The 12,565-nt window shown below is 37.9% G+C and carries 13 protein-coding genes; 12 read left to right on the top strand and 1 reads right to left on the bottom strand.

Features of this window, described 5'->3' with window-relative positions; all coding sequences use genetic code 11:
* Nucleotides 1–2 precede the first annotated feature (2 nt).
* The 6 genes from sucC to ybgE all read left to right on the top strand — a co-directional run bounded on the left by sucC (nt 3) and on the right by ybgE (nt 6,674).
* Complete coding sequence (gene sucC / locus QQS39_RS05510) at nt 3–1,169, top strand: ADP-forming succinate--CoA ligase subunit beta (RefSeq protein WP_151434581.1); 1,167 nt, start codon at nt 3–5, stop codon at nt 1,167–1,169.
* Nucleotides 1,169–2,038 (top strand): succinate--CoA ligase subunit alpha, encoded by an 870-nt coding sequence (sucD, locus tag QQS39_RS05515; protein ID WP_006537657.1) that lies wholly within the window; start codon nt 1,169–1,171, stop codon nt 2,036–2,038. Before sucC ends, sucD begins: the two co-directional genes overlap by 1 nt.
* Nucleotides 2,039–3,523: 1,485 nt before the next feature.
* Nucleotides 3,524–5,092 carry a cytochrome ubiquinol oxidase subunit I gene (cydA, locus tag QQS39_RS05520; protein ID WP_151434582.1) on the top strand — a complete coding sequence of 523 codons (1,569 nt, stop codon included), beginning with the start codon at nt 3,524–3,526 and terminating at the stop codon, nt 5,090–5,092.
* A gap of 14 nt (nt 5,093–5,106) precedes the next feature.
* Complete coding sequence (gene cydB, locus QQS39_RS05525) at nt 5,107–6,264, top strand: cytochrome d ubiquinol oxidase subunit II (protein WP_088493410.1); 1,158 nt, start codon at nt 5,107–5,109, stop codon at nt 6,262–6,264.
* A gap of 12 nt (nt 6,265–6,276) precedes the next feature.
* Complete coding sequence (cydX, locus tag QQS39_RS05530) at nt 6,277–6,390, top strand: cytochrome bd-I oxidase subunit CydX (protein WP_099075922.1); 114 nt, start codon at nt 6,277–6,279, stop codon at nt 6,388–6,390.
* The gene (gene ybgE, locus QQS39_RS05535) at nt 6,390–6,674 is read left to right on the top strand and encodes a cyd operon protein YbgE (protein WP_151434584.1); all 285 of its coding nucleotides are present in this window, start codon (nt 6,390–6,392) and stop codon (nt 6,672–6,674) included. The genes cydX and ybgE overlap by 1 nt, the downstream gene beginning before the upstream one ends.
* Before the next feature lie 99 nt (nt 6,675–6,773).
* Here ybgE and QQS39_RS05540 read toward each other — a convergent pair whose 3' ends face one another.
* Nucleotides 6,774–7,661: a LysR family transcriptional regulator gene (locus QQS39_RS05540; protein ID WP_151434585.1), complete on the bottom strand. Its 888-nt coding sequence runs from the start codon at nt 7,659–7,661 to the stop codon at nt 6,774–6,776.
* Nucleotides 7,662–7,750: 89 nt separating this feature from the next.
* On the opposite strand from QQS39_RS05540, the gene QQS39_RS05545 reads away from it, so the two are divergent.
* The 6 genes from QQS39_RS05545 (at nt 7,751) to tolA (ending at nt 12,456) form a co-directional block, all read left to right on the top strand.
* Nucleotides 7,751–9,121, top strand: coding sequence for an MFS transporter (locus QQS39_RS05545; protein ID WP_285805522.1), 1,371 nt, complete (start codon nt 7,751–7,753; stop codon nt 9,119–9,121).
* Nucleotides 9,111–9,518 carry a DUF4440 domain-containing protein gene (locus QQS39_RS05550; protein ID WP_151434587.1) on the top strand — a complete coding sequence of 136 codons (408 nt, stop codon included), beginning with the start codon at nt 9,111–9,113 and terminating at the stop codon, nt 9,516–9,518. Before QQS39_RS05545 ends, QQS39_RS05550 begins: the two co-directional genes overlap by 11 nt.
* A 309-nt stretch (nt 9,519–9,827) precedes the next feature.
* Complete coding sequence (gene ybgC, locus QQS39_RS05555) at nt 9,828–10,223, top strand: tol-pal system-associated acyl-CoA thioesterase (protein WP_151434588.1); 396 nt, start codon at nt 9,828–9,830, stop codon at nt 10,221–10,223.
* Nucleotides 10,223–10,909: a Tol-Pal system protein TolQ gene (gene tolQ / locus QQS39_RS05560; RefSeq protein ID WP_075672726.1), complete on the top strand. Its 687-nt coding sequence runs from the start codon at nt 10,223–10,225 to the stop codon at nt 10,907–10,909. The genes ybgC and tolQ overlap by 1 nt, the downstream gene beginning before the upstream one ends.
* Nucleotides 10,910–10,931: 22 nt before the next feature.
* Nucleotides 10,932–11,357: a colicin uptake protein TolR gene (tolR, locus tag QQS39_RS05565; RefSeq protein ID WP_023581195.1), complete on the top strand. Its 426-nt coding sequence runs from the start codon at nt 10,932–10,934 to the stop codon at nt 11,355–11,357.
* A 28-nt stretch (nt 11,358–11,385) separates the two neighbouring features.
* Nucleotides 11,386–12,456, top strand: coding sequence for a cell envelope integrity protein TolA (gene tolA / locus QQS39_RS05570; RefSeq protein ID WP_151434589.1), 1,071 nt, complete (start codon nt 11,386–11,388; stop codon nt 12,454–12,456).
* Nucleotides 12,457–12,565: the final 109 nt, after the last annotated feature.

Below are 12,565 nucleotides of genomic sequence, written 5' to 3' on the forward strand. Positions count from 1 at the left end.
TCATGAATTTACACGAGTATCAGGCAAAACAGCTTTTCACACGGTATGGATTACCAGCACCTGCTGGTTTCGCCTGCACCACACCGCGCGAGGCAGAAGAAGCTGCATCAAAAATCGGTCATGGCCCTTGGGTTGTGAAATGTCAGGTTCACGCGGGTGGACGTGGTAAAGCTGGCGGCGTAAAAGTCGTTAAATCGAAAGAAGAGATCCGCGCATTTGCTGAACAATGGTTAGGCAAACGTTTAGTTACTTATCAGACAGACGCTAATGGTCAACCTGTTACACAGATTTTAGTTGAAGCTGCAACTGATATCGCTAAAGAGCTTTATCTTGGTGCGGTTGTTGACCGTGGTACCCGTCGCGTTGTCTTTATGGCCTCCACAGAAGGCGGCGTTGAAATTGAGAAAGTGGCAGAAGAAACGCCAGAACTTATTCATCGCGCAATTATTGATCCACTGACAGGTCCTATGCCTTATCAGGGAAGAGAATTAGCATTTAAACTGGGTTTAAAAGGCAAGCAAGTTAGCCAATTTGCTAAAATCTTTATGGGATTAGCTACTATTTTCTTAGAGCGTGATCTTGCTTTAATCGAAATTAACCCACTGGTTATTACTAAAGAAGACGATCTGATTTGTCTTGATGGTAAATTAGGCGTAGATAGCAACGCGTTATATCGTCAACCAGAAATGCGTGAAATGCACGATCCATCACAAGAAGATCCTCGTGAAGCACAAGCTGCACAATGGGAACTGAACTACGTTGCATTAGATGGCAACATTGGCTGTATGGTTAATGGTGCAGGTTTAGCGATGGGGACAATGGATATCGTTAAACTTCATGGTGGCGAGCCTGCAAACTTCCTCGATGTCGGTGGCGGTGCAACAAAAGAGCGCGTAACTGAAGCATTTAAGATTATTTTGTCAGATGAAAATGTCAGTGCTGTATTAGTCAACATTTTCGGCGGTATTGTTCGTTGTGACTTAATCGCAGACGGTATTATTGGCGCAGTTGAAGAAGTTGGCGTTAATGTTCCTGTGGTTGTTCGTCTTGAAGGAAACAATGCAGAGTTAGGCACCAAGAAATTAGCTGATAGTGGATTAAATATTATCGCTGCTAAGAGCTTAACAGATGCCGCGAAACAAGTTGTTGCAGCAGCGGAGGCAAAATAATGTCTATTTTAATCGATAAGAATACCAAAGTAATTTGCCAAGGCTTTACGGGTAGCCAAGGAACATTCCACTCTGAGCAAGCTATTGCTTATGGTACGCAAATGGTCGGTGGTGTTACACCGGGTAAAGGCGGTACTACTCACTTAGGTTTACCTGTATTCAATACAGTACGTGAAGCCGTTGAAGCAACGGGTGCAACTGCGACAGTTATCTATGTACCCGCTCCATTTTGTAAAGACTCAATCTTAGAAGCAATAGATGCAGGCATCAAACTAATTATTACTATTACTGAAGGTATTCCTACGCTGGATATGCTGACGGTTAAAGTTAAATTAGATGAAGCTGGCGTGCGCATGATTGGCCCTAACTGCCCAGGTGTTATCACTCCAGGTGAATGTAAGATTGGCATTATGCCTGGTCACATTCACTTACCAGGCAAAGTAGGTATTGTATCTCGTTCAGGTACATTAACTTATGAAGCTGTTAAGCAAACAACAGACGTCGGCTTAGGCCAATCAACTTGTGTTGGTATTGGTGGCGACCCAATTCCGGGTTCTAACTTTATTGATATTCTGAAGCTATTCCAAGAAGATCCACAAACAGAAGCGATTGTGATGATTGGTGAAATTGGAGGCACGGCAGAAGAAGAAGCGGCTGCTTATATCAAAGATCACGTCACTAAGCCTGTTGTTGGCTACATTGCGGGTGTAACAGCGCCTAAAGGCAAACGTATGGGACATGCGGGTGCAATTATTGCTGGTGGTAAAGGCACCGCAGACGAGAAATTTGCTGCCCTAGAAGCTGCTGGTGTTAAAACAGTCCGTAGTTTAGCGGATATCGGCGAAGCAATTAAATCACTGATCAAGTAAGTAACAATTCTGTTAATAATTTCAGATTGATACTATCTTAATGCCAGTTTCGAAAAAAGAAGCTGGCATTTTTTATTTCTAGTTTCATTTAATAGTCGCATCAAGAGTTAATATTGTAATTAACACCTCAATATCCTACCTGAATTTACACTAATAAATTGTTTTATATGGTTTTTTCTTTAAATTGATCTGTATGGGAAATATCATTTCTCTATTTATTTATTTTCTTGTAGAGTCTAAAAATAATGATATAAACCATGAATAAGCTTCCTGAATTGTTAAAAATAATATTTTAAATACGTGTTTTGAGTGAAAAAGGGTGTTAGCTAGAAACAATGAACACTTGTTTTATGTTGTTTTCAATATAGATGCTTCTATAAGTATCGTAATAATTAGCTTTAATTTTATACAAAGATCACGCTGTAAGGCTGATTTTTGCTAAGAAAATAGACCTTTAAACATGTTAATGAATACATGAGGAAGAGGGCACAGGCTAGTTCTTTGATAGAAAAAATATCTTTTTATTATAATAAAACATCAAATGACGGTTAAAGGTGAATTATGACCTTCTTATCATTATAGGAATTGATAATCAGCAGTTGGTGAAGATCTTGAAAAACGCTCTGTTTAAATAAGAAAATATAATAAAAATTTTTTTGTATTTTTTCTCATACCATTCAACAAATAACTTATTGTGATTATTTATCTGTTTGATTTTTATTGGTATTTATTTTTTCCATTAATAACGACTTTGCGCTTTATCAATTAAATACACATTTATTGTACTTCGTTTATCTAGAATAACAAAGAAACTAAAAAAGAAATAACATTAGGAATGGATAATCAAGATCAGATTTTTTATATATCTTTATTAGATAAAATAATTAAGAGTATTTTTTTATATTTACATTTTTGTAAATTTCAACTTATTAATTAATAGATTATTTTTTTAAAATATTTATTATTTACCTGCAAAAAAATGAAATTGATATTAAAATTAATAAAACACAATTAAAAGTGTTTATTTTTAAGTCTTTTATGAAAATAAAAAGTTAATTTTTTTATGGAAAATATAAGGAGGTAAATTACACTTAAAAATAAAAACAACATTGCATTAACACAATAGTAACTATTGGGTAATTTATTCGCAACTAGTTAACATTAAAGTGTTTTTTTGATGTGGGTCAAGTTATTAATTGTGGCAAAAATTTCTGAATATGCTTAAATTGGCACACGATCAAATATGCTGTTACAAACCTAAAAGTCGTATTGTTGACCTAAGCTCAGAATTCAAATCTGGGTCACGCAAAATATATTTATTATATGTAAATATAAGCGTACTATTTGTAAGGTATTGTGTTTTTGGTCTTTAATATTCGTTGTTGTTTTTAGAGGCATTTATTGCTGGTAGTTATGAGGCTTTATAATTTAATAAAGTCGGGTTGCCGCAAGTCGGTGTCTTCCTGCTAGGAGCAAGGAGTCAAGATGTTTGATATTGTCGAACTGTCACGGTTACAGTTTGCCTTAACAGCAATGTATCACTTCCTGTTTGTCCCATTAACGCTGGGTATGGCGTTTATGCTGGCAATCATGGAAACGATATATGTTCTGTCGGGTAAACAAGTTTACAAAGATATGACAAAGTTCTGGGGTAAGTTATTTGGTATTAACTTTGCTCTGGGTGTCGCAACTGGGTTGACCATGGAGTTCCAATTTGGTACTAACTGGTCATATTTCTCTCATTACGTCGGTGATATCTTCGGTGCGCCTTTAGCAATCGAAGGTTTAATGGCGTTCTTCTTAGAATCAACTTTCGTCGGATTGTTCTTCTTTGGCTGGGATCGTTTAGGTAAGAAGCAGCACTTGATGGTAACTTGGTTAGTTGCTTTCGGTTCTAACTTCTCTGCACTGTGGATCCTTGTTGCGAATGGTTGGATGCAAAACCCTGTCGCTGCAGACTTCAACTTTGAAACCATGCGAATGGAAATGTTGAGTTTTGCTGATCTGGTTTTAAACCCTGTCGCTCAAGTTAAATTTGTTCACACCGTTGCTGCTGGTTACTGTACTGGTGCATTCTTTGTTCTGGGTATCAGCTCTTACTACCTGCTCAAAGGTCGTGATATCGGTTTTGCAAAACGTTCTTTCGCAGTTGCTGCTACTTTTGGTATCGCAGCTGTATTATCTGTTATCGTACTGGGTGATGAATCTGGTTACGAAATGGGTGACGTACAGAAAACTAAACTGGCTGCAATTGAAGGTGAATGGCATACAGAAGCAGCTCCAGCTGCATTTAATCTGATTGCATTCCCTAATCAAGAAAAAATGGAAAACTCGTTTGCATTACAAATTCCTTATGTCATGGGTATTATTGCAACGCGTTCTTTCGATACACCAGTATTAGGTCTGCATGACTTGATGAGTCAACACGAAGTTCGTATTCGTAATGGTATGAAAGCTTACGAATTATTAAACGAACTACGTTCAGGTAATACCGATCCAACGGTACGCGCTGCATTTAATGACGCCAAAAAAGATTTAGGCTATGGCTTATTGCTTAAGCGTTATACAAATAATGTCTCCGATGCAACGGAAGCGCAAATTAAATCTGCTGTAAAAGACTCTATTCCTAAAGTCGCACCACTGTTCTGGTCATTCCGTATCATGGTTGCCGCAGGCTTCCTGATGTTACTGGTTGTTGCGATTTCCTTCTGGACAGTTCTGTCTAACCGTATTGGTAACTATAAATGGTTACTGCGTGCTGCTCTGTTTAGTATTCCATTACCATGGATTGCAGTTGAAGCAGGTTGGTTTGTTGCAGAATATGGGCGTCAACCATGGGCGATTGGTGAAATCCTGCCTACGGCTGTAGCAACTTCTTCACTGACACAGGCTGATCTCCTTGTATCTATGGGTCTTATCTGTGGTCTATATACATTATTCCTAGTTGCTGAAATGTTCCTGATGTTCAAATTTGGTCGCCTTGGGCCGAGTAGCCTGAAGACGGGTCGCTATCACTTTGAACAGAAGAACGCATCTTCTGCACAAAGTAAGTAACACAGGAGTCCACTATGTTTGATTATGAAGTATTGCGATTTGTTTGGTGGCTACTGATTGGTATCTTACTGATTGGCTTTGCAGTCACTGATGGTTTTGATATGGGTGTTGGTGTGTTACTACGCGTTATCGCTAAAGATGACACTGAACGCCGTATTTTGATTAACTCTGTTGCACCTCACTGGGATGGTAACCAAGTATGGTTAATCACAGCGGGTGGTGCATTATTCGCTGCATGGCCAATGGTTTATGCTGCGGCATTCTCTGGTTTCTATTTCGGTATGATCTTCGTACTGGCGGCATTATTCTTCCGTCCAGTTGGTTTTGATTACCGTTCTAAACTGGAATCTCCAAAATGGCGTGGCATGTGGGATTGGGGTATCTTTATTGGTAGCTTCGTTCCACCATTAGTTATCGGTGTTGCTTTTGGTAACCTGTTACAAGGTGTTCCATTAGAAGTCGATAGTATGCAACGTGTATCTTATAACGGTACGACTAACGCTCTGATTAACCTATTAAGCCTGTTAAACCCATACGGTTTATTAGCGGGTGTGGTTAGCTTAATGATGATTGTTGCACACGGTGCAAGTTATCTTCAAATGCGTACTACTGGTGAGTTACATGAGCGTACTCGTAAAACAACGTACATTACCTCACTAATTACGTTTATCGCATTCGCATTAGCAGGTGTATGGTTAATCTATGGTATCGATGGCTTTATTATTACAAGCGCTATTGATACAGCAGGACCATCATCTCCACTGCTGAAAACCGTTTCTCATGAAGCGGGTGCTTGGATGACTAACTACAACAACTATCCAGTATTATGGGCACTGCCGGCCTTAGGTCTGTTATCTCCATTACTGGCGATTGTTGCAACTAAAGCAAACAAAGGTGGTTGGGCATTCCTGTTCACTTCACTGACTATTGCTTGTGTTATCCTGACTTGTGGTGTGACTATGTTCCCATTTGTGATGCCTTCGAGCACATTCCCAGATGTGAGCTTAACAATGTGGGATGCAACTTCTAGCTTGTTTACTCTGCAAGTCATGACAGTTGTTGCGATTATCTTTGTACCTATCGTTCTCCTTTACACTATCTGGTGTTACTGGAAAATGCATGGTCGCCTTGATAAGAAATTTATCGAAGGCAATAATCATACTCTTTACTAAGGAGCATAGAGAATGTGGTATTTTGCATGGATCCTCGGCACACTCTTCGCTTGTAGTATTGCGGTGATCGCAGGACTGGCTTTCGAACACGCTGAAGCCAAAAAAACTTCAGAAAGTGAAGAATAATGTTGGATAAAAGCTACCAACTACTAGACAAGGGCCCTATTAGGGCTCTTGTTTTAATCATGGCGTTGGCTATGGCATTTTGTGTCATGTGGGACCCTAGCCGATTTGCAGCGAACACAAGTTCATTGGCAATTTGGCAAGGTATTCTTCTTATTTGGTCTGTATGTGCTGGTGCAACTTTTGGTCTAGCATTTCGTCCTAAACATATTGTCGCAAAATGTTTATTACATCCAATCCCAGCAATTATTATTTTAGTTGTTGGATTAAGTTACTTTTTCTTCTAAAAAAATACCTTATTTCTGCTCGTAATATGAAAAAGAAATAAGGTATTTTATTTTCTATACATTCATACATCCGCACTAAATTCTTTTGTCCTCGTGTTTCTATAATTGAATATTTTCTTTCAAATAATCAATAAATAAACGTGTTTTTCTTGGGATATGCTCGCTATAAGGAAAAATAATATTAACGGATTGTGTTAATAGCGATAGTTCAGGAAACAGCACCACTAATTTTTCTTCTAATAATTCTTGATGAATATACCAATGTGGCAAAATAGTCATTCCAGCATGCGAAAGTACCATTTTCTTTAATGCAGCAATAGTATTCGTTTCGAAATAGGCATCTTGAGCTAATTGAGAAAGTAGGGTATTGAATTCTGAAGAGGCTGAAAGCTTACTTTGGCGCAAATTACTATTTGCTAAATAAGGAATAGCGCTCAAGTCATTAATGGTTTTTATTGAGAATTTTTGCAACAAATGAGGTGAGATAACCAAACTTATCTCATAATCAGCCAGTTTTGTAGACCGATAATTACTGTCTTTTAATGTGCCAAGACGAATAGCAAGATCAAGTTTATGGTTTATTAAATCCTCAATAGAAGAATTAAACGCATACTGTACTTTTAGCTTCGGATGCAACTGCATAAATTGATTAAGTAATGGCAAAATGTAGTGTTCACCAAATTCAGCCGTTGAACTTAACCGCAACGATCCCTGTAATTCTTGTTGACCTAATCGCGCTTTATCCAATGTTTGTTCTAATTGAATTAACACTTGGCGAAAATCCTGATAAAGCATTTCTCCTGTTTCTGTCAGTGAGAATCGACGAGTATTACGATTAAGTAATGATACATCTAATTCTGTTTCTAACGCCTTGATATGAATACTTACCATCGATTTACTGAGGCGCAAATATTTTGCTGCTTGAGTAAATGATCCCGTATCGACAACAGCAATAAACGAGCGAATTCGATCAATTTGATTTTGCATGATTGTTTACTCTGATTAAACAATAAGTTCTATTTTGTCAGATAGACGAAATTCGTCAATCTTCCGTACTCTATGCCCGGAGGATTTTTATGACTTACCGTTATCGAATTGCATCTATATTTTTGCTGGGCTTCTTTATCGATTGTATTAACATTTTTATGTCAGCTATTGCATTACCTGCAATTGCCGATGATATGCAGATCTCTATCGTTTCTGTTACATGGGTTTCAAATAGTTATATTTTAGGATTAACATTAATTATTCCCTTGAGTCATTGGTTATCTCAACGTTTTGGAATTAAAGCATTGATGGTAACGTCAATGTTGATGTTTAGTTTATCAGTTGCATTAGTGGGATATTCTCACTCTTTTATCGAACTTATTTTTTGGCGCTTTATTCAAGGTGTGAGTGGTGGGCTGTTAATCCCAATTGGGCAAGCATTAACTTTTCAATATTTTCAAGGGCATGAGAGAAGTAAAATATCAACACTTATTATGGCAATAGCCTTGATTGCACCTGCGATATCGCCAACATTAGGTGGATTTATTGTTGATGTTGTTTCGTGGCGTTGGGTTTTTTATAGCAATATTCCATTCTCATTGATAACCGCGTTTCTAGCCTTTATCTGGGTAAAAGAGCCTTTACCGAAAGAAAACGCTATGCCTGATATTAAAGGTATCATTCTTATTAGTTTGATCATTGTATCTGGATTGTTCGCGTTATCTGCTTATGGTGAATATCACTCAACATTACTTGCTTTATTGATTGCCGTACTTTCAATCATTTTTGCTGTACTTTATTATTATCATTATCGGCACCATTCATCACCGGTTATTAATTTAGCATTATTAAAAAATAGAAATCTATCACTCTCTATTTTTATTTATTACTGTATTCCGGGTGTTTTTACTGGCGTAAATATTCTCGCTATTTTTTATTTACAACAATATTTAAAATTTACAGGTCAAGGTACAGGTGTTTTTATGTTGTTGTATGCACTGGGTGCCTTTATTTCGATGACAATAAGTGGTTCGCTTTATAATAAATTAGGTATGAAACGCTTATTTATTATTGCGTTGCTATTACATAGTATTGGTATCGCTTTATTGAGTATTGTAAATAGTAATACAGATATTCCATTACTTATTATTGCATATCTAATTATCGGAGTGGGTGGGGGAGTGGGTGCTAACACCGCTCAAACCACGGCATTGTATGACTTTAGTGCGCAGAAGTTAGTTCAAGCAAGTATTATTTGGAATATTAACAGGCAAGTTGTTTTTAGTCTCGGGGCAACTATGGTTGCTATGTTATTTAATATTCTTTCTCTTTTTTGTTTACCACAAACTGCTTATAGCATGACTTTTTTAATATGTGCATTGATAGGTATATTACCTCTTACTTTATTATTTACATTAAAGAAAAAAGTTATTACACAGGAAATACAAGATGAATTTTAATAATGATTTAATTATAGAAAGCATTAAATCTTTGCATGATGAAATTGAAACGGTTTTTACACAATATCCACTATCAATTACTGCCATTACAAAAATAGAAAATCTCTTATCTCCAGAATTTTCAATGGTTGGGATCAGCGGAAAAGCGGTGAGTTATGATGAAGTTATCGCGATGTTCAAACAAAATGCAGGAAAAAGAAGTGGTCTGAAAATAAAAACGGATGATTATAAAATAATTCACCAGTCAGATTGTTTGGCGCTTGTCCGATATCAAGAAACACATAGTGAAAATAAGAAAATTCTTAGACGTGAGTCTGTGGTGTTATTGAGACGCAATTCTCATGATGAGAGTTGGCAATGGTACTATCTTCATGAAACCCCAATCTCAAATAATTGATTGATTTATATGAAAAACCAGTTTTTTAACTGGTTTTTTTTATCATTAAAAATAATACTACTAAATTAGACAATCTATAAATTTCTAATTAGCAAGCATTTTTATGCTGTCTTAATAAAAATATTTTTTCTATTCAGAGCACAAAGCATATTGCGTGTTGCAAAGAAGAGTTTATGATTGGCGGCTGAAAACTGCGTTTTCTATTCTTTACGTTACTACGATTCCCTTAGAGCGACCTCTTAAGTATAGTTAGGTAACCTATAGCTACATTATTTATGGACTTAACTCGGGAAATGTAAGGAAGGTAATATGCAGTTTCTTTGGCCTGTTCGTGTTTATTATGAAGATACTGATGCCGGTGGTGTTGTTTATCACGCCAGTTATCTGAAATATTTTGAACGCGCTAGAACTGAACTACTCAGAGAAAAAGGTTTTCATCAGCATGATTTACGGGAGTATAATCATGTTGCATTTGTTGTACGTAAATTATCAATAGAATATATTGCGCCAGCTCGACTTGATAATCTTTTGCAAGTAGAAAGTGAAATTACCGCATTGCGTGGTGTTTCGATGACATTTTCTCAAAAGATTATTAATGAAGATGGTTGTGTATTATGTAGCGCAGAAGTGCTCATTGTCTGCGTAGATTCATCAAAAATGAAGCCAGTAGCGCTTCCTAAGTCCATTATCGCGGAGTTTAAGTAGTGGCTGACATGAATGTTATCGATCTCTTCCTAAAAGCAGGGCTTTTAGTCAAGTTGATCATGTTGCTTTTAATCGGATTTTCTATTGCATCTTGGGCGATTATTATTCAGCGAACTAAAGTTCTGAATGCCGCCGATCGTGAAGCTGCAGATTTTGAAGATAAATTCTGGTCAGGTACTGATTTGGCTCGTTTATATAAAGATAGCCAAGCACGTCGTGATGAATTATCTGGTTCAGAGCAAATTTTTCATTCTGGCTTTAAAGAATTTGCCCGTTTGCATCAAGCAAGCGTCCATGCTCCTGATGCGGTTGTTAATGGTGCATCAAGGGCTATGCGTGTCTCTTTCAACCGTGAATTAGAATCTTTAGAAAATCATATTCCTTTCCTTGGTACTGTTGGCTCTATCAGCCCATATATTGGTCTGTTTGGTACAGTTTGGGGGATTATGCACGCATTTATTGCATTAGGTAGTGTTAAACAAGCGACATTACAAATGGTAGCACCCGGCATTGCTGAAGCGCTGATTGCAACAGCTATCGGTTTATTTGCGGCAATCCCCGCAGTTATGGCTTATAACCGGTTTACGCAGCGTGTAAATAAACTGGAACAAAGTTACGATAACTTTATGGAAGAGTTCCTGACGATTTTACATCGCCAAGCTTTTGCCTCCGCAGAAAAGAAATAGTTAACGCAGAAGGAGAGAGCTGATGGCACGAGGTCGCAGTAGCCGCCGAGGCGTAAAATCAGAGATTAACATTGTTCCTTTGCTCGACGTATTATTAGTGCTGTTACTTATTTTTATGGCTACGGCACCGATTATCTCGCAAAGTGTTGAGGTTGATCTTCCTGAAGCAACAGAGACACAAACTGTTTCAAGTAGCGATAATCCTCCTGTGATTGTTGAAGTTGCAGGTGTTGGGCAATATAACATTCGTGTTGATCAGGAAGTATTAGAATTATTACCACAAGAACAGATTATGGCTGAAGCTAAACGACAACTGGAAAAAAATCCGAAAGTTGTCTTTCTTATTGGCGGTGCTAAAGATGTTCCTTATGATGAGATAATTAAAGCGCTCAACATGTTACGTCAAGCAGGTGTTAAATCTGTAGGTTTAATGACTCAGCCTATGTAATTAGGTTGAAATAAGTTTGGATGATAGCGTGGGAAAGAAGACGAAACCAACCCGAAGTAAATTGAGCGGTTCAGTTATCTTGTCTACCGCCTTGCATTTACTTGTTATCGCATTGCTTATCTGGGGGTCATTAACTCAGAAATGGGATTTAGGTGGTGGCGGTGGATCTGATGGACAAGTTATTGATGCTATTATGGTTGATCCTAATGCGGTGGTACAACAGTATAACCAGCAAAAAGCGCAACAAGCTAACGTCCAAAAAGCCGAGCAAGAGCGAAAAGAGCGTGCAGAGCAACAAGAAGAAGAGTTGCGTCAGCAGCAAGTGAAAGAACAAGAACGTTTGAAAACGTTAGAAGTTGAACGTTTACAAGCGAAAGAGGCGGCAGAAGCTCAAAAACGTGAATCTGCATTAGCCGCCGCTAAAGCAAAAGAAGAACAAAAAGTTGCAGAAGAAGCGGCTGCACAAGCGAAAGCAGAGCGTGATCGCATCTTAAAAGAACAAGCAGACGCTAAAAAACAAGCGGAAGCAGAAGCGAAGAAACAAGCAGAATTAGCCGCGAAACAAAAAGCGGAAGAAGAAGCGAAGGCCAAAGCTGAAGCCGATGCAAAAGCCAAAGCAGAAGCGGATGCAAAAGCTAAAGCTGAAGCCGATGCTAAAGCAAAGGCTGCCGCAGAAGCGAAAGCTAAAGCAGCAGCAGAAGCTAAGGCAAAAGCGGCTGCTCAACAGCAAAGTAAAGCAGTAGATAGTTTACTTGATGGTTTAGTGGCTGACGGTAGTAAACAAAGTGGTGCTTCTGCAGCAGGTCAAGGTGGTGGAAATCGTACTGGTGCGAATGATGCGGGTATTGATCGCTATACAGGGCAAGTGAAAGTTGCTATCCAACAGAAGTTTTTTGATTCTGATTTGTATAAAGGTCGTAAGTGTGACCTTAAAATAAGTATTGCACCAGACGGAATGTTGATAAGTGCGAAAGCGGTAGGTGGAGATCCGGCTTTATGCCAAGTCGCATTACAAGCGGCGAAAATGGCGACATTACCTAAGCCACCAAAGGATATTTACGAGAAAGTAAAATCACCAACAATTGAGTTTAAGCCATAAAACTGTCTGATAGTAGGAAAACATACACTAATTTATAGCTATTTTAGAATGTTATTGATGTGTTGTATGGTGTTGTTGAAAAGCGTTTGTTACTATTCTGTGCGTTATT

The organism is Proteus appendicitidis, assembly GCF_030271835.1.
GTDB classification, from domain to species: Bacteria; Pseudomonadota; Gammaproteobacteria; order Enterobacterales; family Enterobacteriaceae; genus Proteus; species Proteus appendicitidis.